Source organism: Mesorhizobium xinjiangense (assembly GCF_009749525.1).
GTDB classification, from domain to species: domain Bacteria; phylum Pseudomonadota; class Alphaproteobacteria; order Rhizobiales; family Rhizobiaceae; genus Mangrovimarina; species Mangrovimarina xinjiangensis.
Window position 1 is genome coordinate 198,385 of record NZ_WOAC01000013.1, and the last position, 24,917, is coordinate 223,301.

18 protein-coding genes and 4 pseudogenes are annotated in these 24,917 nt (G+C 62.3%); 17 read left to right on the forward strand and 5 right to left on the reverse strand.

Features of this window, described 5'->3' with window-relative positions; genetic code table 11:
* Positions 1-104: 104 nt before the first annotated feature.
* Positions 105-1,085: a Bug family tripartite tricarboxylate transporter substrate binding protein gene (locus GM909_RS15260; protein ID WP_157017326.1), complete on the reverse strand. Its 981-nt coding sequence runs from the start codon at positions 1,083-1,085 to the stop codon at positions 105-107.
* Between the two features lie 224 nt (positions 1,086-1,309).
* Between GM909_RS15260 and GM909_RS15265 the strand changes: the two genes are divergently transcribed.
* Positions 1,310-1,771: a tripartite tricarboxylate transporter TctB family protein gene (locus tag GM909_RS15265; RefSeq protein WP_157017328.1), complete on the forward strand. Its 462-nt coding sequence runs from the start codon at positions 1,310-1,312 to the stop codon at positions 1,769-1,771.
* Positions 1,772-1,781: 10 nt separating this feature from the next.
* Positions 1,782-3,281: a tripartite tricarboxylate transporter permease gene (locus GM909_RS15270; RefSeq protein WP_157017329.1), complete on the forward strand. Its 1,500-nt coding sequence runs from the start codon at positions 1,782-1,784 to the stop codon at positions 3,279-3,281.
* 559 nt (positions 3,282-3,840) lie between these two features.
* On the opposite strand, the pseudogene GM909_RS15275 reads toward GM909_RS15270, so the two are convergent.
* Positions 3,841-4,835, reverse strand: a pseudogene (locus GM909_RS15275) (type II toxin-antitoxin system HipA family toxin); the annotation flags it as partial.
* A 345-nt stretch (positions 4,836-5,180) separates the two neighbouring features.
* Here GM909_RS15275 and GM909_RS15280 point away from each other — a divergent pair.
* Positions 5,181-5,767 (forward strand): annotated as a pseudogene (locus GM909_RS15280) (hypothetical protein).
* 209 nt (positions 5,768-5,976) lie between these two features.
* Here GM909_RS15280 and GM909_RS15285 read toward each other — a convergent pair.
* Positions 5,977-6,549 carry a hypothetical protein gene (locus tag GM909_RS15285; RefSeq protein WP_157017330.1) on the reverse strand — a complete coding sequence of 191 codons (573 nt, stop codon included), beginning with the start codon at positions 6,547-6,549 and terminating at the stop codon, positions 5,977-5,979.
* Positions 6,550-7,028: 479 nt separating this feature from the next.
* Between GM909_RS15285 and GM909_RS15290 the strand changes: the two genes are divergently transcribed.
* From GM909_RS15290 to GM909_RS15340, 11 genes and pseudogenes are all read left to right on the forward strand, one after another.
* On the forward strand, positions 7,029-7,214 hold the full coding sequence (locus GM909_RS15290; protein ID WP_157017331.1) for a hypothetical protein: 186 nt from the start codon (positions 7,029-7,031) through the stop codon (positions 7,212-7,214).
* Positions 7,215-7,452: 238 nt separating this feature from the next.
* A complete protein-coding gene (locus GM909_RS15295) occupies positions 7,453-8,385 on the forward strand; it encodes an ArdC family protein (protein ID WP_157017332.1) in 933 nt (310 codons plus the stop codon).
* Positions 8,385-9,101 (forward strand): annotated as a pseudogene (locus GM909_RS15300) (hypothetical protein); the annotation flags it as partial. The gene GM909_RS15295 and the pseudogene GM909_RS15300, both read left to right, overlap by 1 nt.
* 35 nt (positions 9,102-9,136) lie before the next feature.
* On the forward strand, positions 9,137-11,023 hold the full coding sequence (locus GM909_RS26395) for a BID domain-containing protein (RefSeq protein ID WP_328600464.1): 1,887 nt from the start codon (positions 9,137-9,139) through the stop codon (positions 11,021-11,023).
* Between the two features lie 363 nt (positions 11,024-11,386).
* Positions 11,387-12,309: pseudogene (locus GM909_RS15310) on the forward strand (ArdC family protein).
* A 454-nt stretch (positions 12,310-12,763) separates the two neighbouring features.
* On the forward strand, positions 12,764-13,075 hold the full coding sequence (locus GM909_RS15315; protein ID WP_157017334.1) for a DUF736 domain-containing protein: 312 nt from the start codon (positions 12,764-12,766) through the stop codon (positions 13,073-13,075).
* 157 nt (positions 13,076-13,232) lie between these two features.
* Positions 13,233-13,523, forward strand: coding sequence for a hypothetical protein (locus GM909_RS15320; RefSeq protein ID WP_157017335.1), 291 nt, complete (start codon positions 13,233-13,235; stop codon positions 13,521-13,523).
* Positions 13,523-14,227, forward strand: a complete 705-nt coding sequence (locus GM909_RS15325; protein ID WP_157017336.1) for a Fic/DOC family protein — start codon at positions 13,523-13,525, stop codon at positions 14,225-14,227. Before GM909_RS15320 ends, GM909_RS15325 begins: the two co-directional genes overlap by 1 nt.
* A gap of 367 nt (positions 14,228-14,594) precedes the next feature.
* Entirely contained in the window at positions 14,595-15,425 is an 831-nt protein-coding gene (locus tag GM909_RS15330; protein WP_157017338.1) for an alpha/beta fold hydrolase, read from the forward strand.
* A gap of 172 nt (positions 15,426-15,597) precedes the next feature.
* Positions 15,598-16,713, forward strand: a complete 1,116-nt coding sequence (locus GM909_RS15335) for an NAD(P)-dependent alcohol dehydrogenase (RefSeq protein ID WP_157017340.1) — start codon at positions 15,598-15,600, stop codon at positions 16,711-16,713.
* Between the two features lie 41 nt (positions 16,714-16,754).
* A complete protein-coding gene (locus GM909_RS15340) occupies positions 16,755-17,834 on the forward strand; it encodes an MBL fold metallo-hydrolase (protein ID WP_157017342.1) in 1,080 nt (359 codons plus the stop codon).
* Positions 17,835-17,955: 121 nt separating this feature from the next.
* Here the strand turns inward: GM909_RS15340 and GM909_RS15345 are convergent, their stop codons facing one another.
* Positions 17,956-18,816 carry a pirin family protein gene (locus tag GM909_RS15345; protein ID WP_157017344.1) on the reverse strand — a complete coding sequence of 287 codons (861 nt, stop codon included), beginning with the start codon at positions 18,814-18,816 and terminating at the stop codon, positions 17,956-17,958.
* A gap of 63 nt (positions 18,817-18,879) precedes the next feature.
* Positions 18,880-19,821 (reverse strand): AraC family transcriptional regulator, encoded by a 942-nt coding sequence (locus tag GM909_RS15350; protein ID WP_157017346.1) that lies wholly within the window; start codon positions 19,819-19,821, stop codon positions 18,880-18,882.
* 448 nt (positions 19,822-20,269) lie between these two features.
* Here GM909_RS15350 and GM909_RS15355 point away from each other — a divergent pair, with 448 nt between their 5' ends.
* The 3 genes from GM909_RS15355 (at position 20,270) to GM909_RS15365 (ending at position 24,821) form a co-directional block, all read left to right on the forward strand.
* On the forward strand, positions 20,270-21,316 hold the full coding sequence (locus tag GM909_RS15355; protein WP_157017348.1) for a LacI family transcriptional regulator: 1,047 nt from the start codon (positions 20,270-20,272) through the stop codon (positions 21,314-21,316).
* Between the two features lie 434 nt (positions 21,317-21,750).
* Entirely contained in the window at positions 21,751-23,214 is a 1,464-nt protein-coding gene (locus GM909_RS15360; RefSeq protein ID WP_157017350.1) for a catalase, read from the forward strand.
* 77 nt (positions 23,215-23,291) lie between these two features.
* Positions 23,292-24,821, forward strand: a complete 1,530-nt coding sequence (locus GM909_RS15365; protein WP_157017415.1) for a VOC family protein — start codon at positions 23,292-23,294, stop codon at positions 24,819-24,821.
* The last annotated feature ends 96 nt before the right edge of the window (positions 24,822-24,917 follow it).

Here is a 24,917-nt window from a genome sequence, read left to right on the forward strand (position 1 = left end):
GCCATGATGGACCGGCTGCCGGCGGTCAGATTCCGGGGCGCGCTGTTCTGGTCTCTGATCGACAGAGGTGAAACTGGCCCGGTGATTCCGGGCCAATCCGATTCTTACTCGATCGAGATCCCCGCAGCCTCGACAATGTCGCGGAACTTCGCGTTCTCTTCCGCCACGAACCCGGTGATTTTTTCGGGGCCGTAGTCAATCAGGGACATTGTACCGTTGCCCTCGAGATAGGTGATCAGACGCTCGGTGCCCAAAGCGTCACGCAGGGCGTCGGAGATGCGCGTGACGACCTCGTCCGGAGTACCGGCGGGGGCAGACATCAAAGTCCACCCGGCGTTTGTCGCGTCGGGATAACCGGCCTCGCTCAGGCTGGGGACATCGGGGAAGCGGGTATGCCGTTCGATCCCGGTTGTGGCCAGAACGCGCAGCTGACCGCCGTCGATATAGGGTGCCAGTACCGCCGAATAGTCGAAGGTAAGGTCGATGACACCGGAAACCAGATCGGCAAGCTGGTTGCCGCCGGTCCGGTACGGGACGTGCTGAATATCGACATCGGTCGCATGCCGGAAAAGCTCACCGGCAAGGTGCTGGGCCGTGCCGATTCCGGGCGAGCCAAAGTTCAGGCTCGCCGGGTTTTCCTGCGCGTAAGCGATCAGTTCTTCCACGGTCTGGTAGGGGGCATCCTGTGGCACCACCAGAAGCTGGCTTGAATAGGATACGCCATGGACATGCCGCAGCGCCGTCATCGGATCGTAGCGCACCGAGCCCGGGGTCAGGGCCGGCAGGATCGCCATCGGTCCGGATGAGGCGTAGAGGATGGTGTAGCCGTCAGGATCGCTGGAAATCACTGTCTCGGTGCCAACCAAGCCGCCGGCACCGGGACGATTTTCCACCACGACGGGCTGACCCAGTGCCTCGGACATCGGTTCCGAGAGAAGGCGGGCGGTCGTATCGGTCACGCCTCCGGCACCGAAGGGCACGACCAGCGTGATGGCCCGTTCCGGATACGCCTGAGCGGCGGCGCTGCCCACCATGGCGCTGAGCAGGATGCCGGCGGCCGCTACCGCCTGTGTGTAATGTCTCATGGGTTCCTCCCTGATGTCGTAGAGCAGCCGAAGTCATGCCCAAGGCACTGACTGACCGGACAGTCAGCAGATAATACGCAATGCGCGCCTCGACGCAACACCCCTGAGCCCGCTCTTTTTCGGAATTGCGTATCGACGAGCCAACCCCATTCTGCTAGTGACCGTCCGGTCAGTCAGGAGGCTTCCGCCAGGCTCGGATCGGGGATGCGGCTGAAGGAGAGAACATGACGAAGGACTTAGTGGGTGGCGTCATCGCCATTCTTCTGGGGCTCGCCTTTTGCGCCTACGCCTATGCACATCTGGATATCGGCTCGTTCCGTCGACTTGGGCCGGGCATGTTTCCCTGTATCGTGGGCGCGGCGCTAGCGCTTCTGGGGGCAGCGCAGGTTCTCGTGGCACGCCGCCAGCCTGTAACATCCGGAGAACCTTCAGATCTGGCATTCGGCGAATTCCGCCTGCGGTCGGTCGTCTGGGTGCTGGCGTCGGTCATCGCCTTCGGATTGAGCATCCGCACGCTCGGGCTGATCCCGGCGATTCTGCTTACCGTCGTCATCTCGACGCGCGCTGACAGCGAGACCCACCTGCTGACCGCGCTGGTGCTGGCAGCGGGGCTTTCCTTGTTGTGCTGGCTGATCTTCGGGGCGGCACTCGGCCTTCCGATTGCGCTTCTGCGCTTCGATTTCTGAGGTTGATGGTATGGAGATCCTGAGCAACGCTATTCTTGGCCTCGGCGTCGCGCTGAGCCTCACCAACCTGACATACTGCTTTTTCGGGGTTCTGTTGGGTACCTTGATCGGGGTCATTCCCGGCATCGGTGCCCTGACAGCCATTTCGATGCTGCTGCCGGTCACCTTTTACCTTGATCCGACCACCGCGCTAATCATGCTGTCGGGGATCTGGTACGGAACCAGCTACGGCGGCAGCACCACTTCGATCCTGCTGAACATTCCCGGCACGCCTGCGAATGCGATCACCTGCCTTGACGGCTATCCCATGGGCCAGCAGGGCCGCGCCGGGGTTGCGCTGTTCATGACGACGATCGCGTCCTTCGCTGCGGCGTCGATCGGCATCGTGATCTGCATGGTCTTCGCTCCGGTTATCGCCGCCTACGCCCTGCGCTTCGGACCACCTGAATATTTCGCGATCATCCTGTTCGGTCTTGTTGCCGCCTCGACGATCTCGAACGGCTCACCGATCAAGGCGCTGGCGATGGTGGTCGTCGGTCTGATGGCGGGGTCGGTGGGCATGGACGTCTATACAGGCTCGTTGCGGTTTACTGGCGGCGCAACCGAACTCATGGACGGGATCGGCCTGGTCGCGCTGGCAGTGGGCATCTTCGGTGTCTCTGAGATCATCATGTCCGTGGGCCAGAAGGTCGGGACGGTGATCTCGGCCAAGGACATCACATTCCGCTCCATGCTGCCAACGCGTCGCGACATGCGCGATTCCGTCGGCCCGGTGCTACGCGGAACAGGTTTCGGGACGTTCTTTGGCACGTTGCCGGGCACCGGGCCGTCGATCGCGGCTTTCATCGCATATGCCACCGAGAAACGGGTGGCGCGCAATCGCCGGAACATGGGCAATGGCGCCATCGAGGGGATCATGGCCCCCGAAGCGGCGAACAACGCAGCCGATCAGGCGAGCTTCATTCCCACCTTGTCGCTGGGCATTCCCGGAAGCCCCACGATGGCGCTCATGCTGGGGGCGCTAATGGTGCATGGCATCACCCCTGGCCCCAATCTGATCGCTGAACAACCGTCACTGTTCTGGGGCTTAATGATGAGCTTCTGGATAGGCAACCTGATGCTGCTGGTGCTGAATATCCCGCTGATCGGAATCTGGGTGCGGATGCTGACCATTCCGTACAACCTGCTTTACCCGGCTGTACTGGTCTTCATCTGCATCGGCGTCTACTCGATCGGCAACAGCACGTTCGAGGTGATGGTGACCGCGGGCTTCGGGCTTTTCGGCTACGCGGTCCGTTACATGGGTTATCCGGTCGCGCCTCTGCTGCTGGGCTTCGTGCTTGGCCCGCTGCTTGAGGAGCATTTCCGGCGCGCCCTGCTGGTCTCGCGCGGCGATTTTTTGGTGTTTGCGGGGAGCGGGATCAGCGTTGCCTTTTTGCTGCTGACAATGCTGCTTCTGATCTGGGGTGGCTGGTCCAGCTACAGGGATCGCCGCGCGTTGTTCACTTAGGAACTCCTGGTTAGGGCGGTTCTTGGTTATCCGCCCATCGTATTGCCCGCGAGGTCGTCGTGAAGCCGAGTCAGGACATAACCTACATCACGGACCATAATAGCATCCGCCCGCCGCTCGTGCACGATGATGACATCAACCTTCTCAAGGCGCACCCAATGCGTGCTGTGGCGATAGCAAAAGGCTTGCGCATGCAGGTCGGTTGCAATGACCTGGAGACGAATAATCGGCTTAGTTCCACAGGGAAACCAACAGTCGAGAAGAAGAAACGCTCTCCCCATCTGGTCGACCGATCAGCATGATGAATAGCCCCCGCGTTCTGTAAGCCCCTTCGGGGTCAGGTTTGGTGTCGTCGTTCGAACTCGACGGGTGACAGCATCCCGTTCCAGACGTGCTTGCGCGGGGGGTGTAGAATATCTCGATGTAGTCGAACGCGTCCTTTCTTGCCTAAACCGGCTATCAGCGACCTTCAGTCGGCGACGGAGCGCAAGGGTGCGGTCTGCTAGGCTTCATCGCGGAAGACACGGGCGTCTCTTGAGCTGCTTAGGCGCTGTCGTCGTCAGGCGTTCCCGCTCGCGATCAGCGTCTTGTGTGCGGCGCGGAAGGCATTCTGCAGCCTCTTGTTGTCGAGGCCTTCGAGGGCATGGAGGTTGAGAAACTGGCGCCCGGCGAACAGCTTGCGGTCGACGGGGGTTAGGTCTGCTTCGTCGCAGACCTCTTGCCAGAAGTTGGCGATGGTCTTGATCTGGTGCTCGATAAGCGCTGCGGCTTCCGCTTCTTTCAGGTGATAATCCGACGCGGCGGCGAGCAGAGTGGCGAGCGTGCTGGCACGGCCCTCGCCCTTGATGAGCATGGCTTGCGTGGCTTCACTGCCTGTGCGGCCTTGTGGGCAGATGTCATAGGCGGGCGTGAGCGTGAGCATTCTGCCGTCCCAGAAGGCGGCATGGTTGCGGGCGTGGTCGTCGGTATTTCCGCAAAGCACGTTGAAGCAGATCCGCCTGTAGAGCTCCTTGAGTGTGTCCTTCGGGTCAGTGAAGCGGTGGCGGATGAGTTCGGCGAGGTCTTCGTAAGAGGCGTAACGGGCCATCATCTCATCGAGCCCGAGCATGGTGAGGGCCGAGACCATGGCGCGGCGCGTCCAGCCGTCCCGTGTGTGTTGGCGGTCGAATCGCTTGATCAGCAGCACATCCTTATGGGCGGCACGGGTCATACGGGCGCGGCGTTGAGCCCGCAGGCAGATGCCAGCTTCATCGCGATGAATTCGGCCTTCACGACGCTGTAGGTGTCGTTTGTCGCGGAGAATTTGGCGATGAGTTTCTTCGTCCCGTCGTCAATGAGAGCCTTGGGACGTGCGCCGCCGATCGATGTGCCGTGATTGAGAGCCTGGTCGAGCGCCGGGGGTAACGGCACGCCTCTTTCGATGAGGGCGGCCGCCTCCATGAGCTCGTCAAGCGAGGCCTGTGCGGCAAGGCGGGGGACATACTCTGAGGCCGATGCCTGAAAATCAAGGGCACCAATGCGGTCAGAGCCTGACTGGAGCAGGAAGGTCAGCTCGCAGGCTGTCAAAGTCATTTCCTGCATGGTCGCGTCCGGTGGAAGATGTCCTCCCTGCCGGCCCTTCCTTCGGTTCTGGCTGCGGTCGTAAACCGGCGGCCGGAGGCTTCAAGGCCGCTGGCGCGCCGCGGAGCGGCCGTGCGCACCAGCCTCGACAAACCAGCCCCGCGGGACGGCGCCAGGGCAATAGGCCCTGCTTGCCCGCAAGGCTGCTTTGCTCGGCTTTGGTCCGCACGGACCCTGAAGTCTCCGTCTTTCCGCCGGTTTTCCTGACCGCGCCCGAAGGGAGGGCCGGCAGGGGCCGGTTCGAGCCTTCGGACAAACCACGAAGGAAAGGAATCTCCCATGACCAGAACCGCTCGTTCAAGCCGTCAATCCAGCAAGGTCGTCCAGCTCCGCAAGGGCGCCTCCCTCGAAATGGTCCGCCTCGCCTGTCCCGACAGCGCCCAGGCATCGCTCATCTCCGAAAGCTTCGGCCTACCCGTCATCGACAGCGACGGCATCCGCGATCTCCATCGCAAGATCATCATCGACACGGCCGGATCGCTGAGCGAAGGCCTCGGCGAACGGGCCATGCAGATCCATCTCCAGCGGATCGTCGGCTCCTATGTCGGCTCGGCCCACGGCGCCGGTCAGTTCTATTCCCGATCGGTCTCGGAAGCCCGCGATGCTACGGCCAGAAACGCCAACGACGATCGCGACGCGGACCTCGACGGTCCTGTCGGTTTCGACAGCGCCGCCCAGCGCAAGCGTGAATTCGCTGCCGACATGGGCATCCAAGCCCATGCACTCCGCTGCGCCGTCGAAGGCGTGGTGTCCGCCTACGAAGAAGTCGTCGGCGAGGCCTGGAAACCCTTCGAACGCCCCGTCGAGAATCCCGACAAGACCGTCGATTGCAAGGCCGCTGAGTGCAGATGGCCGCTCTTGGCTGAGCGGATCGGGCGGAGCTCCGGCTCCGCCCATCAAAATGGGTCCGCCTGTATGCCCGTTCTATGGCGCGTCGTCCGATGAAGCGCTGACCCGAATGCGGCTTTGGTCAAGTCTAGTCCGGCGATCCGATCTGCGCGCTGCCAATTTTCAGATCGTCTACCAATCCCTTGCCGAACCCCCTCGAGACAAATGACCCGCACTACATGGTGCTCTAAGTCGGGGCAGACCCGGGGTCTTGCGGAGGCATGCCCTCCACGGGATATTTGAACCGTGGCATCGGCTTGCCGGCGTTCATCAGCTGCTCCACAACAAATGTCTCCTGAAAAGCCAACAGATCGGTGCCGAGCTTGTCGAAACTGCGTTCTATCTCGGTGACCCGCGCAAGCGACATGCGATTTTCCTCGCCGTTCGGTGTCGAATAGACGGCCGTTACCATGGCGACCGCCCGTTCACCCTTCTCGTTTGGGTAGCCTACCATCTGGGCGTGAGCCAACCGATTGCGAACCTTGCTTTGTGCGTGAAGCCGGTTGTTTAGGCCTTTCCAACGGGTCAGATACGTCGAATGTTTCGACAGCGCCTCGGTCAGCGCGGCGTTGACCATTCTGTGCTTGCCGTCAAACGAGACGATTGCCCAATAAGCCTTTTCCAGCGGGGAGTTTCCCGCATGTGCCCCGGCAATTAGTCGGAACAGCTCGCAATGCAGCCATTCAACATAGGCCCAAGTGGAGAGAGCCCGGCCGAAGGCAACATAGAGGTCCGTCTCCTCCTTTGATGTCCCGTCCATCAGTCCCCCCTCTTGTTGCCAATGATGTGGTTCGGGCGCAAGACTACCGGCAATCCGTTTTAGCGCGAACGTTGGTCCACTCTCATAGCGCCGTCCCCTTCGACCCCTTCACGAAAATCGATGTGTCGGACCCAAGCGTCAACGCGTGTCAGGTCGTTGGGCTTCTCTTTGAAACGCCACACATCAGTTCTGAAAAAGGTGCAGCGGTCGTGCAACCAGGATGCCGGCTGAAGCGGCGGCGCGGGTCGTCTGCATGAAAACGCGCAGCATCGGGCTCGGCCCTTAGGACGATTCAATCCCGCTCTTCAGGGATGGCATTCCTGGTGCGGCCGCGGAACTTCCACGATCAACCCGTAAGGGGTCCGCTAGCAAAGCTGCGGCCGTTTGGCTGACGCCTGCACGGTGATCGCGTCCGCTTGCCACACACTGACGGAGCCATCAGAGCGGGAATTGGCCCGCTCCAACAATGGAGCCCTCGGATGTCGCACGATCTTTCCCTGGCCCAGAAACACGCCTGGAGACTCGCCCGGACCTTGATGACGCCGGTGGTCCTCTTCCAGTCCGACGACGCATACGGGGTGCTGCCCGCCGATGAAGTCGAGGAGTCTGAGGTCAACATACTCTTCGAATACGATCCCTACACCGGTGGACACGCGGTCCATTGAACCGCCCTTCCACTCACTGTCCGCAACGGCGGCGCCTGGCGCCGCCGCCCCTTTTTGTTTGGACCGCCCGCGGCCCGTCTCGGTCGGTGGCCTTGGCGGAGCCGGCCGCGCCAGCAACGGCTTGCGCCGTCCTCCCCTTCGGTCCGGCCCTGCGGGTGCAGGCGCGCCCTGAAGCTCCGCCTGAACCGGCCCCGTGACGGGGCCGCGATCGGCGCGGCCTCCAGATACGGAGGTTGAAATGAGCAGGAAAGAAAAGGGCGCGAAGACCGACATCTACGCGCGCATCACGGAGAAGATCGTTGCCGATCTGGAGAAGGGCGTGCGGCCATGGGTGAAACCCTGGAGCGTCGGCCATGCCGACGGACGTATCACCCGACCGCTGCGCCACACCGGTGAACCATACACCGGCATCAACGTCTTGTTGCTGTGGTCAGAGAGCCTGGCGCGCGGGTTCACGGCACCGCTCTGGATGACCTATCGGCAGGCGGCGCAGATCGGCGCACAAGTCCGCAAGGGCGAAACCGGCGCGACGGTCGTCTATGCGAGCCGGTTCACGAAAACCGAGACGGACGCGCGGGGCGAGGAATTGGAGCGCGATATTCCCTTCCTCAAAACGTACACCGTCTTCAATTGCGATCAGATCGACGGACTTCCCGATCACTATTACCACCGGCCCGAAAAGGTCATCGATCCTGTCGAGCGGATCGAACATGCCGACCAGTTCTTCGCCAACACTGGGGCCGTGATCCGGCATGGCGGCGCCCGAGCATTCTACGCGCCGGCAAGCGATCACATCCAGATGCCGCCCTTCGAGACGTTCCGGGACGCCGAGTCCTACGTCGCCGTGCTCAGTCACGAAACAGTCCACTGGACCTCGAGGCCCGATCGGGTTGGCCGCGATCTGAGCCGCTACGCCAGGGACAAGACCGAGCGCGCGCGCGAAGAGCTCGTGGCCGAAATCGGCTCGGCTCTGCTTTGCGCCGACCTCGGCATCGTTCCGGAACTCGAACCACGGCCGGACCATGCGTCCTATATGGCGAGCTGGTTGCGTGTCCTGTCCGACGACCGAAAGGCAATCTTTCAGGCCGCCGCCCATGCGCAACGGGCCGTGACCTATCTGCACGGCTTGCAGCCCTCCGCCACCGACACGGGACAGTTGGAGGCGGCCTGATGCTTTCTTTTTCGAATACTGCTGCGGAGGGCATCGAGCCCTCCGCCATCCGGCTGCGCGTGCTATCGCTCGGCGCCGGCGTACAATCGACCACCCTGGCGCTGATGGCCGCCCATGGCGAGATCGGCCCGATGCCCAATTGCGCGATATTCGCCGATACTGGCTGGGAACCGAAGGCGATCTATGACCATCTCAACTGGCTGCGATCGCCCAACGTCCTGCCATTTCCCGTCCATGTCGTTTCGGCGGGCAACATACGTGATCAGCTCATGGGAGCGGCAAAGGGTAAACGCTGGGCATCGATTCCGGCGTTCGCCAAAACCGTCATCCCGGTGGGATCCTCCGTGCCCGTATTCGACGAGGATGCGGCCGGTGCGCTCGTCGAGGTCTCCACACGGCGCACAACACGCGACACGGTTTCCATCGGCATGATCCGGCGTCAATGCACCACGGATTTCAAGATCGTACCGATCCGGCGGAAAGTCAGGGAACTTGCGGGGCTGACCCGGAAGCGCTCGCCCGGCCATGCCGTTGTCGAGCAATGGATCGGAATCTCGTGCGATGAGATCATGCGCGTGAAGCCGAGCCGCGAAACCTGGCAGGTCAACCGCTGGCCGTTGATCGAGATGCGCATGAGCCGTCGGGACTGCCTCGCCTGGCTGCGCCGCCACGATTACCCTCAACCGCCGAAATCGGCCTGCATCGGCTGGCGGCATTCGTCGAGGCGGTTTCGAGGGCCGGAGCCAAGCTGGTGCTTGTTGGCGACGCCGAACAGCTCCAACCGATCGAGGCGGGTGCTGCCTTCCGCGCCATCGTCGAGCGCACAGGCTATGCCGAACTCGAGACGATCTACCGCCAGAAGGACGCCTGGATGCGCACCGCCTCGCTCGATCTTGCGCGCGGCAACGTGAAGGCCGCGCTCTCGGCCTATAAGGGCCACGGCATGGTGATCGGTCACAAGCTCAAGGCCCAGGCGGTCGAGAGCCTGATCGCATCCTGGAACCGCGAATACGATCCCGAAAAGTCCACGCTCATCCTGTCCCATCTGCGCCGCGACGTGCGCGAGCTCAACCGGCTCGCCCGCGAAAAGCTGGTCGAGCGCAGCATTGTCGGCGAGGGCCATGCGTTTCAGACGGAAGACGGGACACGGCATTTCGATGCTGGCGACCAGATCGTGTTTCTCAGGAACGAGGGCGCGCTCGGCGTCAAGAACGGCATGATCGGCAGGGTGGTCGAAGCCGAGCCCGGCAGAATCGTCGCAGAGATCGGGGACGGGCAGGGGAACCGGCGCATCGAGGTCGAGGAGCGCTTCTATCGCAATCTCGATCTCGGCTATGCCACTACGATCCACAAAAGCCAGGGCGCGACCGTCGATCGCGTCAAGGTGCTCGCCTCGCTCTCGCTGGACCGGCATCTGACCTATGTGGCGATGACCCGGCACAGGGAAGAACTTCAGCTCTTTTATGGCGAGCGGTCGTTCCAGATCGCGGGCGGTCTTGATGCGCTCCTTTCGCGGCGCAACGCCAAGGAAACCACTCTCGATTACGCCACCGGACGCTTCTACCGGCAGGCGCTCAGCTTCGCCAACAATCGCGGACTTCATCTCATGCGGGTCGCACGCACACTCGCCCGCGACCGGCTGGACTGGACGCTGCGCCAGAAGCGGCGCCTTGCCGATCTCGGCCGAAAGCTTCGCGCCGTCGGCACCCGCATCGGTCTCTTCGACACCACCCTGTCCGTCGTCCAATCGAAAAAGGAGGCCGAGCCGATGGTCAAGGGCGTCACCACATTCGCCAAATCCGTTACCGACGTCGCGGCCGAGAGGATTCACGCGGAAAAGGAAGTCGCGAGACAGTGGGAGGAGGTGTCCGACCGGTTCCGCCTGGTCTTCGCCGATCCGGAGGCGGCGTTTCGCGCCATGCGCTTCGATGCCGTCCTCGCCGATCCCGCAACAGCATCGGAGCGTCTCAATCAGCTTGCGCGTGAACCCGCTTCGATCGGCGCGCTGCGCGGTCGCGAAGGGTTGCTGGCCGGCCGGTCGGATCGTGAGGCGCGGCGTGAGGCCAACGCGAACATCCCGGCACTCGGGCGCGAGATTGAACGCTACCTGCGTTTGCGTGAAGCGGCCACGCGCAGGCTCGAGGCCGATGAAAAGGCGCTGCGCCGTCGCGTCTCCATCGATATTCCCGCGCTTTCACCCGCTGCGCGTGTCGTGCTCGAAAAGGTGCGCGATGCAATGGACCGCAATGATCTTTCGGCAGCGCTCGGCTTCGCACTGGCCGACCGCATGGCCAAGGCCGAGATCGAGGGCTTCAACAACGCCGTGTCCGAGCGGTTCGGGGAACGCACATTGCTCTCGATCGGTGCGCGCGAGACTGACGACACCGTGTTCAGGAAGCAAGCCCTCGGCTTGCCCGCCACCGAACGCGAACAGCTCGCTGCGGCCTGGCCGATGATGCGCGCCGGCCAGCAGCTCGCCGCCCACGAGCGCACCGTGAAGGCGCTCAAGGAGGGCGTGGTCGCGGCCTACGAGCACATCGTCGGCGAGAGCTGGAAGCCCTACGAGCGGCAGGCCGAAAATCCCGGCCAGACCGTCAGCCGGCAGGCCGCCGACCTCCAGATGGCCGCTCTCGGATAGCGGCCGCGGGCGGGGCTCCGGCTCCGCCCTTTCCTTGTCCGCTTGTTTGCAGGTCGGACCCGATGGGTGCCGACCTATTCCTATTTTGCGGCAGACGCCGCTGGCTTCCGCGGGACCGGGAGGCGGAAGGGAAACATGAAGACCCATGGCGAGTCCGGCGCAATCGCGGCCGTCACGATCGTTGGGCCTGCTCCGGTCCTCGTTCCGCGAAACGGCGATGCCGTCCTCCACTGCCGTTCCGGCCCGGCTGCGACGTCTCTCCGTCTTCCGATTGATCCTCCCGGGTTCGCGGACCTGCGGTCCTCTCGCGGGCGGACCTCGTGACGGCCGCGATCGGCGCGGCCTCGAATGGAGGTTCGAACCATGAACAGGAAAGACAGCAAACCCCGCGTCGACATCTACGCGAAGATCACCGACCGCATCGTCGCGGATCTGGAGAAAGGCGTTCGCCCATGGGTCAAGCCGTGGAGTGCTGCCAACACCGCCGGCCGCATCACGCGGCCCCTGCGCCACAACGGACACCCTACCAGGGCATCAACGTGATCCTCCTGTGGTCGGAGGCGGTCGCACGAGGGTTTGCCTCGCCGATATGGATGACGTTCAAACAATCTGTCGAACTTGGCGGGCATGTCCGAAAAGGCGAGACCGGCTCGACCGTCGTCTACGCCAGCCAGTTCACCAGGACCGAGACCGACAGCCAAGGCGATGAGGTTGAGCGCGGTATCCCGTTCCTCAAAGCCTATTCGGTCTTCAACGTTGATCAGATCAAGGGATTGCCAGACCACTATCATAGTGCGCCGCCGCCGGTGATCGATCCCGTCACGCGCATCGCCCACGCCGATGCGTTTTTCGACGCGACCGGCGCCAGGGTCGTCTATGGCGGCGCCGGGGCATATTATTCCCCGTCTTCCGACCACATCCAGCTCCCGGTCTTCGAGAGCTTCCGCGACGCGGAGTCATTCGTTGCCGTCAGGGCGCACGAGACAATCCACTGGACGGCTCCGGCCCACCGGGTCAACCGCGATCTCAGCCGCTACCACAAGGATCGCAGCGAACGCAGCCGCGAGGAATTGATCGCCGAGCTGGGATCGGTGTTCCTCTGCGCCGATCTCGGCATTGTGCCCGAACTCGAGCCACGACCGGACCACGCCAGTTACCTTAAGTCCTGGTTGGAAGTGCTCTCCAACGAGAAGCGCTTCATCTTCTCGGCCGCCGCGCATGCGCAACGCGCAGCCACCTACCTGCACGATCTTCAGCCGACGGCGAGCGTCGCGGAGGCAGCCTGATACGAAGGCCCGACCGTTGCCGTTCAGGAACTCCGTCGTGGGCCGGTCATGACGGGAGGCCGGGGTGGGAACGGCGCATCTCGCCATACGGTGATGCGGACTGTGACGCCGATGAAGGGACGCCCGTCTTCATTCCGGTTGTTCCTGCTACGGGCACATCCACCTGCGTCCTCGATGTGGCTGGTCTGACCGAAGGCCGACCTCGCTGCGCTCGGTCTCGCTCTTGTCCGCAACCGCCGGTCTCCACTTTCTTCCCCTGGCCAAACCACCCCACGCGACAAGTCGCGGGGGCCCCCGGATTTCGCGGCCATTCCTCGCGAGGCAAGAAAGTCTCTCCCGGCCGCCCTCCACTGACGTTGCGGCCCCTCCGGGGTGCGGGTCGATCGCCTCCGGTCTGTCGACCGCCATCGAGGTCGCGGTGGTCGCGGCTCGAGAAATCAAAGGAATGAGACAAATGGCTACCATCGGCACCTTCACCTCGACCGGCAGCGGCTTCAACGGCGTCATCAAGACCCTCAACCTCAACGTCAAGGCCAAGCTGGTCCGCGTCGAGAACCCTTCCGACAAAGGCCCGCACTTCCGCATCTTCGCGGCAGCCAATGTCGAACTAGGCGCAGCCTGGCAGATGACCTCCAACAAAGGCCGCGACTACCTCTCGGTCAAGCTGGACGATCCGAGCTTCCCCGCTCCGATCTATGCCACCCTGATCGAGGTTGAAGGCGAGGACGGTCTCCAGCTGATCTGGTCCCGGCCCAACCGGGACTGATCACGCCGGCCTGTAGGCCCCGCCGAAAAGGGCGGGGCCTTCTGCTTGACGCCGCGGTCAAAAGAGATGGCCGGCCTTAGCGGTGAAAGGACTGCCGAGACTGGCTTTCGAGCCGATTTTCGGCTATACAAAAGAGCAAGTTACAGGAGCCTGAAACATGACCGCAACGCTAATGGAAAGCCCCGCTGTCGCAGATCGCGCACATGCGCTGCGGCTGGCCCAACAGGTCATCAGAACCCTCGATCAGAAGCCGCTTGAGCCCATCGTCGCGGCGATGCTGACCGACGGCCACAAGGCCGCGCTTTCGGCAATGGCCGTGTCGCGAGACGAGCCAAATCTGTACGAGCAGTTCCTCGTCCTGTGTGAAGAGGCCGGGCTGTTGAGCGAAGAGGATTGCGATCAGCTGGGCGATGCCTATGTCGAAGCAAGGCGCGCCCGTGCCGCTTGATGAGTGACCCCTATCTTTACCCGGGCACCACAGTCCTCATCAATAATTTCAACATCAGGGATCAGGCCAAACTCGATAGCAAGGAGCGTCGGGAGACCCTGAAGACGTTGAAGGGTCTTTACGACAATCCGGTCAAGGGCGAATTCGGCCTCGCGCACCTGCTGGAAATACACCAGCGCATCTTCGCGCCGGTGTATCCGTTCGCCGGCGAAATCCGCCGCATCGATATGGTCAAGGCCGAGGAGAAGCTGGGCGGCGGCAGTGTCGAATACGCACCGTTCCATCTTGCGCGCCTCCAGGCCGAGCACTGCCTGAAGCAACTCAATGCCCGCGACTGGTCGGGTCTCAGGGACCTGTCGCGGCCGGAGGACATGGCCTCATTTGCGGGGATGATTGTCGACCTCTGGAAGGTCCATCCGTTCCGGGAAGGCAATACGCGCACGACCATAACCTTCATGCACCAGTTTGCGGCTGCCAAGGGCCTCGCGCTGGACCGTGAGTTGATCCGCACCAATGCTGAATATGTCCGTCACGCGCTGGTGGTCGGCACCCATGGTGAAACCCATTATCTGACGCGCATCCTGACCGACGCGCGCCAACGCGAACATGCGCGCGAGCAGAGCCAGGCGCGCATGGGGGCCCAAAGCCGTGCACCGTCACAGCAGTCTGCGCGCCGCGCGACGGCGCTGAATCCTTTAGCGTGAAGACCAGACGTCTCAGCGGATCGTCATCGTTTCAGCGGATCGTCATCAGGTGCCAGCCCCATGCCGGTTCGCGCTCGAAAGGGGCGGGGCTCCGTCGATTTTCCAGTTTCCCCGAAACAACAGGGACCCGAATGAACAGCACCGCTGAAATCGAACAAGCCGATCGCGGTTATGCGACGGGCCAGCTTGGTCGGGAGCCCGCAAGATCGGCACATGCGCAGCAGCTTCTGCGCCGCAGCACGTTCGCCAAGCCGCTAGGACTGTCATGTGAAAAGCAGGCGCGCGTTCCGACCAGGTGAGATCGCGGCTGCGCAAGACCCCTGCCGATCCAAACATCCGCTCAACCTGGCTTTCAAGGAGACATGCAATGGCAACCATCACAACACCCGACGGGACCAGCCTCTTCTACAAGGATTGGGGACCGAAAGACGCGCAGCCTATCGTTTTCCACCATGGCTGGCCGCTCAGCGCCGATGACTGGGACAACCAGATGCTGTTCTTCCTGTCTGAAGGCTACCGTGTGGTCGCGCATGACAGGCGCGGCCATGGCCGGTCCGACCAGACCGACACCGGCAACGACATGGATACCTATGCCGCCGACGTGGCTGAGATCGCCAAGGCGCTCGATCTGCGCGACGCGGTCCATATCGGCCATTCGACCGGCGGCGGCGAAGTGACCCGCTATGCGGCCCGCGCCGAGCGTGGCCGGGTGGCCAAGGCCATCCTGATCGCCGCGATCCCGCCGGTGATGGTCAAGTCCGACGCGAACCCGGACGGCGTCCCCATGGATGTCTTCGACGGCTTGCGCTCGGCCCTTGAGACAAACCGCGCACAGTTCTATCGCGATCTGCCAAGCGGGCCCTTCTATGGCTTCAACCGGGAGGGCGCGAAGGTCAGCCAGGGCCTGATCGACAACTGGTGGCGCCAGGGCATGAGTGGCGGCGCCAAGGCGCACCATGACTGCATCGAAGTGTTTTCTGAGACCGACTTCACCGAAGACCTGAAGGCTCTCGCCATTCCCGTGCTGATCATCCACGGCGAGGACGACCAGATCGTGCCCATCGAAAACGCGGCTCACAAGGCGATCAAGCTCGTCCGTGACGGAACGCTGAAGACCTATCCCGGCCTTTCTCACGGCCTGTTCGCCACGCATCCCGAGGTGGTGAACCCGGATATGCTGGCCTTTATCCGCGCCTGACTGGCCGAGCCGCCTTGAGAAGAGGTAAGATCATGACCGATACCACGAACGCCATTTTCGGGAGAGGTTTGCAGACACAGCCGCTGCACGCTCGGGTCATAACTCGATGGAGGCTGCCAGTGAACACATCTCAAACCACTGAATATTCGTGCTGTTGTGAGAGGCGTGCCTGATGAAGCAGGTGCGTGCAGCCGTGATCGAACGGGCCAATGATCCCTTCGTTATACACGATATCACCCTTGAGGCGCCCCGGCCGGATGAAGTGATCGTCCGTATGGTGGCAACAGGTATCTGCGCAACCGACGCGCATGTCCGCCAACAATTAATTATGGCGCCATTACCGGCAATCCTCGGTCACGAGGGTGCGGGGGTCGTGGAACGGGTCGGATCGACTGTCAGCCACGTGAAACCCGGAGATCACGTCGTCCTGTCCTACCACGCCTGCGGACAGTGCAAGCCGTGCCTGTCCTCTCATGCCGCCTATTGTGAAAAAGTCTGGGAGGCCAACTTCGCAGGCGCGAGACTGGACGGCTCCACAGGCGTTCGGCGCGAGGGTCCGGACGGGCTCCATGCTCACTTCTTTGGTCAGTCCTCGTTTGCCACCTATGCGCTCGCCCACCAGCGCAACACCATCAAGGTTCCGTCCGACATTCCCCTGGAGATCCTCGGGCCCCTCGGTTGCGGCATGCAGACCGGCGCGGGGGCGATCCTCAAGGCGTTGAAGGTCCCGGTCGGTGCCACCGTTGCGGTCTTCGGCGTCGGCGCGGTCGGCCTTGCCACGATCATGGCTGCCAGGATTGCAGACGCTATGACCGTCATCGCCATCGACGTGAACGCCGGGAGGCTGGAGTTGGCGAGGGAACTGGGCGCGACGCACGTCATTAATGCAGCCAGCGATAAAAACATCGCGGCTGCGATCCGGCAGATCGAGCCGCGCGGCATCGAGTTTGTACTCGAAACCAGCGGGCGTGCATCGAACCTTGATGCCGGAATTGCTGCGCTCGCGCCAATGGGACATTTCGGGTTCGTCGCCTTCAACGACCGTTCGGAGGCGGTTGTGGACGCGGCGCGTCTTTCGGTCGGGCAGACGCTTCAGGGCATCATCCAGGGCGACGCCGTTTCGGCATTGATGATCCCTGAGCTTATTGGCCTCTATCGCCGCGGCCGCTTCCCTTTCGATCGCCTCATCACCTTTTACGATTTCGCCGACATCAACCGGGCATTCGAGGACGTCGCTGCAGGCCGCGTCATCAAGGCAGTCCTCCGCTTCGAACCTCCGGCTGTCTGAACGGCCGAACTCCCCGATCAGCAGAAAGAAGGAATCAGACCATGTGCGACGACCATCAAAAGCCTATCACGGCTTCAGACACACCAGGGTTTTTCGGTATCGACCGGTACGGCTTTCCAGAAGCGGGAGAGCATCCGCTCGATCCCGCTGAATACTACCCGCCCTATTTCTGGAGCGAGCGCTTTCAAAAGCTCGGCTACCATGTCGAGGAGCTTCGCGGCGGCTTCTACTGGGTGACAAGCGGGGGCTATGATGCAGCGTTCATTGTGACGGACGAGGGCGTGATCGCGATCGATGCTCCCCCGACGCTCGGCGAGAACATGCTTGCCGCAATCGAGGACGTTACCGACAAGCCGGTGACGCATGTGATCTACAGCCACTGGCACACCGACCATATCGGCGCAGCCACCGTATACGGGCCGGACGTCGAGATTGTCGCCCACGAGATTACCAAGGAGCTTCTCGAACGTTTCCCGGATCCGGGCCGGCCGCTGCCGACGATCACCTTCGCAAAAGAGTATACGCTGACGGTCGGCGGCGTTACCCTGGAGCTGTCCTACAAAGGCGAGAACCACTGCCCCGGCAACATCTTCATCTACGCGCCGGCGCAGAAGGTGCTGACCTGCATCGACATCATCAGCCCCGGCAGCGCCACCTTCATGCACTGCGACGCCTCCCAGAACATCACCGCCTGGTACGAGGCGCAGCACCAGATCATGGAGTACGATTTCGACTATCTGGTCGCCGGGCACCACATGAAGTACGGTACGCCCGAGCTGGTCAGGGAGTCGATCGAGTATTTCGCTGATATTCTCGAAGGCGCTCAGGCGGCCATCGACAAATTCTCGCGATCCGACCGGCTGATCGACATCCTGCTGAAGCCAGGGCTCGACCGCTTCTGGGTCGGGTCGGAGAACTGGATCAACTCAATGGCCAATTATGCGACCAAGCATGTGCTCGAGAAGAAGACGAGCAATGGGAAGCTCTGGTCAGAGCGTCTGGCCGGCGTGACGAGCATGACCAAGTATCACGCCTATACCGTTAAGGAGTCGATCCGCCTCGAGCGGCCGCGCCCCAACTACCGGCTGCGCGGCGAGAATTCGCCGCCGTTCCTCGCCTGAACTCGAGCCCGCTCCTCCCGTCGCGACCCTGCGCCTCTTGTGAATTGCCGACCGGCTGGAATCCGGTCGGCAATTGTCATCCTGGACCAGGAACATGTTTCGCAAGTGCCCGACGGGCGAGTTATTCATGAATGACAGGGCGCAATGTGCCCGCATGCGGGAACTTTCCCTGTCGATAGGCAGCGTAATAGCCTGCGAGCTCCTCCGGCGACCCAGCGATGAAAGGCCCTTTCGCAACCACCTGCATGTCCTGCGGCTGACCGGCATAGAGCAGCAGCCGGGCGCCGTGCTGACCTGCCCGCAGCGCAAGCAGGCTTGCGCCGTCAGCGGAGGGGTCTGACCAGCCGACCATGTTCGCTGCCAGCTTCTCGGCCGAGCGGCCGGCTTCGATATCTCCGTCAATGACCACAAGGAAAACATTGTAGGAGGCAGGCAGCTGCGGCGTGAAGACGGCTCCCGACGTCAGTTCGATGTCGGCCAGCGTGACCGGAACTTCGTTCAGTGTCGGCGCCGCTGCACTCGCCAACTGCCCGCTGTAAACCTTTGCGACAACGCCGGACTCAGCGTGTACCGGCATCTCGGCGCGACGCAGGACCTGCACACGCGGAGGCATGTTGCGCTGCGCCTCCGGAAGGACCAGCCAGAGCTGGAACAGGCGCATGCCGGTGGTGGCCTTCGTGTCTTCCCCATGGACGATGCCGCTGCCAGCGGTCATCCACTCGACATCGCCCGCGTCCAGCCGGCCGTTGATATCCTCCAGTGTGCCGTTGAGCATGAAGGTCACGGTCTCCAGCCCGGCATGAGGGTGTGCATCTCCAAGGGGCCCTGCCTGGGTGATGTTGTCATCAGCCATGAGGAAGAAGGGGTCCGTGGCGGGCAGGTTATCGGGCTCTACCACCAGCGCAGCCTTGTGATTCTCGCCGGCGAAGCCAGGCCCGAGCGGCGGGATCCGGGTGACGCGGGCTATTGATCTTTCAAACATGATTCAGATTCTCCATGGAGTTTGAGCCGGACGTTCACCACCGCGCCTGGTATCGCGGCGGCTTCATTGTCTTGCCTCCGCCGCCGAAGGCGCGTTTCCCGGCGCGTTCAGAGAGATTTGGCGCACCGGATCGCGCACGGCCCGACGATAGTCGGACGGGCTCACGCGTTGGTGCTTGATGAACACCCGGGCAAGCACCTGGTTCGACGAATATCCCACCTCCTGCGCGATCTCGGTGACCGGAAGGTCCGTCGTCTCCAGCAGTTCGCAGGCCTTCTCCACTCTCAGTCGTGTCAGATAGACTCGCGGCGGCACGCCGACACTCTGCTTGAACATGCGCGCGAAATGAAAAGGTGAGAGTCGCGCTTCGGCTGCCAGTTCGTCGAGGCTGATGTCTTCTGAAAGCCGCGCCCGCAGCAGTTCCAGGCAGCGGCTCTCTGCCCACGGAGCGAGGCCGCCCCTGGCTGGCCCGAATGGCGCGCCGCCCAACCGGCAAAGTTCGGCCAGGATCTCGCAGCCTGCGGCCTGCGCCAGCAGGCGCGACGGCGCACCTTCCTCATCGCACAAGACCCACAGGTTCCGGACCGCGGACCGGATAGTTGGCGAGTCTAACGCCCCCATACAGAGTTTCTGATAGTCTATAGAAAACCGCCCATCGGCGGCTTCATCCAAAACGGGCTGCCACCGCGCCAACGGAAACGACAAGCTGCGAAGCTCATGAGCGGCGTCGACAATGACCGTGTTTGCGAACCTTGGAGCGGAGAGAAAAAAGCTGCCCTTTTCGCTCCTCACATCGAAGCGCCCCCCTCCCATATCGCCGCTGACACGGCTGCCACCATGCAGGTCTTGATACAAGACGAGATCCGGGACGGCGGGGTCGGACATGTCCCCGGCCGGCTGCGCGGCCTCAAGTAGATGAATGATGTCACCTGCGGACTTCATCGAGCGCACATAGTGCGCAAGGTGACCGTTGCTGTACCATTGAGCAAAAGAATGATAGGTCATGCTGCGTCGCCTTTCGGAGGGCGGTACTCGCTTATCGCAGATTCGCACGCCGCGCCGCGGCTAGCCCTGATCCTTGCCAGTACGCTGTGGGCGCCGCCATTTGCGCGGACGGCTTGGTCTTCAGGTGCATAGCTCGACGGCGACCCGGTGAAGGCGTCCGCTCGACCGGCGTTTAAGGTGAAGGCGGACATTGGGATTTGGCATCATCCCGCTAGTTGTATCGTTTCACAACCAATGTGTATCGTTGCAATTGTGACCTGTCAAGGCTACGGTAGGATACCTCGGACTACCAGATCCTGTCGTCTGGCGACTGGCTTGGTCCTTAGGCGTGATCCGGCTGGGAAATCTGTCCGAGCTCGTTGAATATGGAGGAGTGGAAATGGCCCGGAACAGCAGTAAGGTGAATGGACCCATCGAGAAGAAGCAGACCAGAATCCGGGCGCATTGATTGGAACCACGCAGCAAGAAACCGACGCTGAAAACCATTGCGACCGCATTGGGTTTGGGCGTCACGACTGTCTCTCGCGCCCTTCGTGACGATGACAAGATCAGTGCCGCGACGCGAAAATCCGTTCAGGATATGGCGCGCAAGCTTTGCTACCATCCCAGCAGCGCCGGTCTGCGACTGCGGACCGGAAAGACGAACGTACTGAGCCTTGTCCTGGATACCGAAGAGGAGATCGGCAGCTTCCTGTCGCAGATTGTCTTCGGGATCACCGAGGGCCTCGAGGGCACGCCTTATCATCTCATTGTCACGCCCTATTCGAAGCACGGCGATCCGGTCGCGCCGATCAGGCAGTTGGTCGAGACCGAAGCCGTGGACGGAATCATCATTTCCCGGATCGAGCCCGAGGACACCCGGGTGAATTTCATGATCGAGCACGGCATGCCCTTCGTGACCCATGGCCGGACGCACATGGGCGTCGAACATCCCTACGTCGATTTCGACAACCACGCCTTTGCCCGGATCTCGGTCGAATGTCTCGCCAGCCTGGGGTGCAAGCGACTGGCGCTGCTCGCCCCGCCGGCAGGCCTGAGCTTCCACGACCACACGCGGCGAGGCTTCGAGGAGGCGATCGCCGGGCAAGGGCTGGAGGAGGTGCAGTTTCAGGGCATCTCGAACGACAGCTCGATCGAGCAGATCAGGCTCGCCGTCAGAAACCTGATGCAGCAAAGCCCCGCGCCGGACGGGCTGATCAACAGCTCGGGCGGGGTAAGCGGAACGGGCGGCGCGATCCTGGCAATCCAGGCCGGCCTGAAGGATATCGGCGCTGTCATCGGCCGCGACGTCGATATCGTCACCAAGCAGCTTTTCGCAAACCTTTCCGTATTCGGCGACGCATTCTACGTTGTTCACGAGGACGTGCGGGAAACGGGCCGATGCCTGGCCAAGGCGTTGCTCGGGTCGATCGAGTGCAAGCCCGTCTCAGAACTTCAGACCCTGTTTGTTCCGACGAAAGTGTCGCTACAGTCGACGACTAACCGAGACGCATGATCGTCTCACTGGCTTGCTGTCGCGTCGCCGCCAGACGGGCTCTGTTGCACGAGTTACCTTAGCGCCGGACGTCCCCTTTCCCCGATCCGGGGTATTGGACAGCGGGCGAACGTCCACATCGCTGGTGCTGAAATCGGATGCTCGGATTTCCAATGAATTCTCGTAGATCCCGGTTTGGATCGTGCGCCAGGCCCGCCCCTTGGGACCGAAACCACACCTGTTCGTTCCGCAACTGCGAAGCGTAACACCAAGCTCTATCGCTTCTCCAAGGAACGCCCACGAAAAGATCCGCAAGACTGGGACGACGACAGCAATCCCGGGAACGAAGTCAAATCGATTTCCTGCGCTGATGTGTGGATGGTCGCGGGCAGTTTCGGAGTGCGATGGCTGGCTTGCAGCAATCAATGATGTGATCCGTGCGGGAAGGAGTGACCATGCCACAGCAAGACGATCGGCGATTGCCGTTGACAACAACGTCGGGCGCGCCAGTGGGTGACAACCAGAACAGCCTGACCGCCGGTGATCGCGGCCCGGTCCTCTTGCAGGACTGGCAGCTGATCGAGAAGCTGGCCCACCAGAACCGGGAACGGATCCCCGAGCGGGTGGTCCACGCCAAGGGCTGGGGCGCGCATGGGATGTTCAGGATAACGGGCGACATATCGCACCTGACCTGCGCCAAGGTGCTGCAGCCCGGCGCCGAGACACCTTTGATCGCGCGTTTCTCGACGGTTGCGGGGGAAATGGGGGCGGCCGATCATGAGCGGGACGTTCGCGGCTTCGCGCTCAAGTTCTACACGGAAGAAGGCAACTGGGATCTGGTGGGCAACAACACGCCGGTCTTCTTCGTGCGTGATCCGCTCAAGTTCCCCGATTTCATCCATACGCAGAAGCGCCACCCGCGCACGAATCTGCGATCGGCGACGGCGATGTGGGACTTCTGGTCCCTGTCGCCGGAAAGCCTGCATCAGGTGACGATCCTCTTCTCCGACCGCGGCCTGCCGGTCAGCCCGATGCATATGAATGGCTACGGTAGCCACACCTACAGCCTATGGAACGACGATGGAGAGCGGGTCTGGGTCAAGTTCCACTTCAAGACGTCTCAGGGGCATCGCCACTACACGAACGCCGAGGCGGAGGAGGTCGTCGGCAGAACCCGCGAAGGGTATCAGGAAGCTCTGTTCGGCGCGATCGAGGAAGGAATCTACCCTCGATGGATCGTGCAGGTTCAGGTCATGACGGAAGCGCAGGCGGGCGAGTTGCCCTTCAACCCGTTCGACGTCACGAAGGTCTGGCCCCATGCCGATTTTCCGCCGATCGACATCGGTGTGCTCGAACTCAACCGCAATCCGGACAACTACTTTGCCGAAATCGAGCAGTTGGCCTTCAGCCCATCGAACGTCGTGCGAGGCATCGGCCACTCGCCCGACAGGATGCTGCAGGGCAGAATCTTCGCCTATGCGGACGCCCATCGCTACAGGCTGGGCACGCACTACGAGGCGCTGCCGGTCAACCGGCCCCGGTGCCCGGTCCATCATTATCACAGGGATGGGGCAATGCGATTCTTTGGCAACATGCCTAATCCGGATGCCTATTACGAGCCGAACAGCTTCGGCGGCCCGGTAGAGGACGGATCGTTCACCGAACCACCGCCCCAGATCGAAGGTCCGGCTGCCCGGTTCGATCATCGGGAGGGGAACGACGATTTCAGCCAGCCCCGCGCCCTGTTCCTGTTGTTCGACGACGCGCAGAAGGCCAGGCTGTTCGCCAACATCGCCGCCGCGATGCGCGGCGTTCCCGACAGGATCGTCGAGCGGCAGATCGAGCTTTTTCGGCAGGTCCATCCCGATTTCGGCGCGGGCGTTTGCGCGGCACTGGATGCGCTCGATCCGCAATTCTGATCACACTGGCCGATGCGAAAACCCGTCTGAAGGTTCATAAGCATAAGGGGAAACCAGGCGCGGAAGGCATCACCGGAATGACCAGCGGCATACACCACGTCACCGGCATCACCTCCAATGTGCAGGCCAACGTCGACTTCTATGTCGGCTTTCTCGGGCTAAGGCTTGTGAAGCGCACCGGAGGCTACGCGGACGCCGAGCAGTTGCATCTTGTCTATGGAGACGGCCTCGGCAGTCCCGGCTCGTTGCTGACGTTCCTTGTCTGGGAGGCGGCGGGCCGCGGCCGTACGGGCATCGGCCAGGTATCGGAAGTGGCGTTGGCGGTGCCGCCAGTTTCGCTCGGTGACTGGATTACCAGGGCGCTCGCCGCCCACATACCGCTCGAGGGTCCATCTCGCGAGTTCGGGGAGCCGGTCCTCCGGCTGAAGGATCCAGACGGGCTGATCGTAAAGCTGGTCGGAATGGACATGGCAACGCCAGCCCCACGTCCGAACGCACCCACCCGGCTGCGGGGCGTCACGCTCCTGACGGACAAGGCGATTGAGACCGCAAGCTTTCTGACACGTTTCGGGTACACCGAAGAGCGGCGCTCAGGCGTTACACAGCGCATGGACTCCGACACCGACATCGTCGATGTCAGGGAAGTGTCTGGTTTCGTGCCTTCCGTGTCCGGCGGCGGGGTGCCCGACCATGTCGCCTTTCGGGCGCGCGGCATCGATGAGCTCCGCTCCATGCGGCTTTCGCTGAAGGATCACGGGCCCACCGAGGTTCATGATCGGAAGTACTTCGTGTCGCTCTACGTTCGCGATCCCGCCGGTATACTGATGGAATACGCGACCGACGGGCCGGGCATGACCACTGACGAAGCGCCTGCCGAGCTTGGCCAGACACTGTTTCTGCCGCCGCATGATGCCGATCGCACCGAAGATCTGAGGGCAATGCTTCCACAGATTGCCTTGCCCGGCGAAGAGAGGTTTCCGGCCCGCGACCTTCCTTTCATTCACCGTTTCAACCGGCCGCAGAATCCGGACGGCGCGACCTTGGTGCTGCTGCATGGCACCGGCGGCAACGAAGCCGATCTGATGCCGATCGCACGACGCATAGCCCCGCATTCGGCGCTGCTCGGCGTGCGTGGCCGAGCGACCGAGGAAGGAACCAATCGCTGGTTCCGCCGCGTTGACGCAACGACGTTCGATCAGCAGGATATACGTGGCGAAGCCGAAGCCTTCGCGGCGTTTGTCGAAGGCGCCGTAACCGGCTATGGCCTCGACCCCGACAAACTTGTCTTCCTCGGCTATTCCAGCGGCGCCAACATGCTGGCGGCGGTCATCCAACTTCATCCTGGCGTCGTGCGCCGCGCGGTTCTGTTGCGCGGCATCCAGCCCCTGGAGAAACCACCGGCCGTGGATCTCTCGGACACGAGCGTACTGGTGCTAACCGGACGTGATGATGCGCTTGCTCGTAACGCGCCGGCGCTGGCGAACGCGCTCATGGTTCAAGGAGCGCGCGTCGACAGTCTGGAACTCTCAGCCAATCATGAACTGGCCGTTGCAGACGTCACTGAATCAGCTGAATGGATTCAGCGAAGACTCTCTATGAATACGTAGTCCCTTTGCACGAGCAGTCCTGTTGGGGCCGAATTGGACTAACCTGCTTCCAAGGGTTTCCGCGACCGTGGGCAGGCTTGGCGATCGCCTCGACCG

Bases quoted from the DNA above. Each gene is read 5' to 3' on its own strand.
- GM909_RS15260 (WP_157017326.1), bottom strand. From the start codon at position 1,085: ATGAGACATTACACACAGGCGGTAGCGGCCGCCGGCATCCTGCTCAGC.
- GM909_RS15265 (WP_157017328.1), top strand. From the start codon at position 1,310: ATGACGAAGGACTTAGTGGGTGGCGTCATCGCCATTCTTCTGGGGCTC.
- GM909_RS15270 (WP_157017329.1), top strand. From the start codon at position 1,782: ATGGAGATCCTGAGCAACGCTATTCTTGGCCTCGGCGTCGCGCTGAGC.
- GM909_RS15285 (WP_157017330.1), bottom strand. From the start codon at position 6,549: ATGGACGGGACATCAAAGGAGGAGACGGACCTCTATGTTGCCTTCGGC.
- GM909_RS15290 (WP_157017331.1), top strand. From the start codon at position 7,029: ATGTCGCACGATCTTTCCCTGGCCCAGAAACACGCCTGGAGACTCGCC.
- GM909_RS15295 (WP_157017332.1), top strand. From the start codon at position 7,453: ATGAGCAGGAAAGAAAAGGGCGCGAAGACCGACATCTACGCGCGCATC.
- GM909_RS15315 (WP_157017334.1), top strand. From the start codon at position 12,764: ATGGCTACCATCGGCACCTTCACCTCGACCGGCAGCGGCTTCAACGGC.
- GM909_RS15320 (WP_157017335.1), top strand. From the start codon at position 13,233: ATGACCGCAACGCTAATGGAAAGCCCCGCTGTCGCAGATCGCGCACAT.
- GM909_RS15325 (WP_157017336.1), top strand. From the start codon at position 13,523: ATGAGTGACCCCTATCTTTACCCGGGCACCACAGTCCTCATCAATAAT.
- GM909_RS15330 (WP_157017338.1), top strand. From the start codon at position 14,595: ATGGCAACCATCACAACACCCGACGGGACCAGCCTCTTCTACAAGGAT.
- GM909_RS15335 (WP_157017340.1), top strand. From the start codon at position 15,598: ATGAAGCAGGTGCGTGCAGCCGTGATCGAACGGGCCAATGATCCCTTC.
- GM909_RS15340 (WP_157017342.1), top strand. From the start codon at position 16,755: ATGTGCGACGACCATCAAAAGCCTATCACGGCTTCAGACACACCAGGG.
- GM909_RS15345 (WP_157017344.1), bottom strand. From the start codon at position 18,816: ATGTTTGAAAGATCAATAGCCCGCGTCACCCGGATCCCGCCGCTCGGG.
- GM909_RS15350 (WP_157017346.1), bottom strand. From the start codon at position 19,821: ATGACCTATCATTCTTTTGCTCAATGGTACAGCAACGGTCACCTTGCG.
- GM909_RS15360 (WP_157017350.1), top strand. From the start codon at position 21,751: ATGCCACAGCAAGACGATCGGCGATTGCCGTTGACAACAACGTCGGGC.
- GM909_RS15365 (WP_157017415.1), top strand. From the start codon at position 23,292: ATGACCAGCGGCATACACCACGTCACCGGCATCACCTCCAATGTGCAG.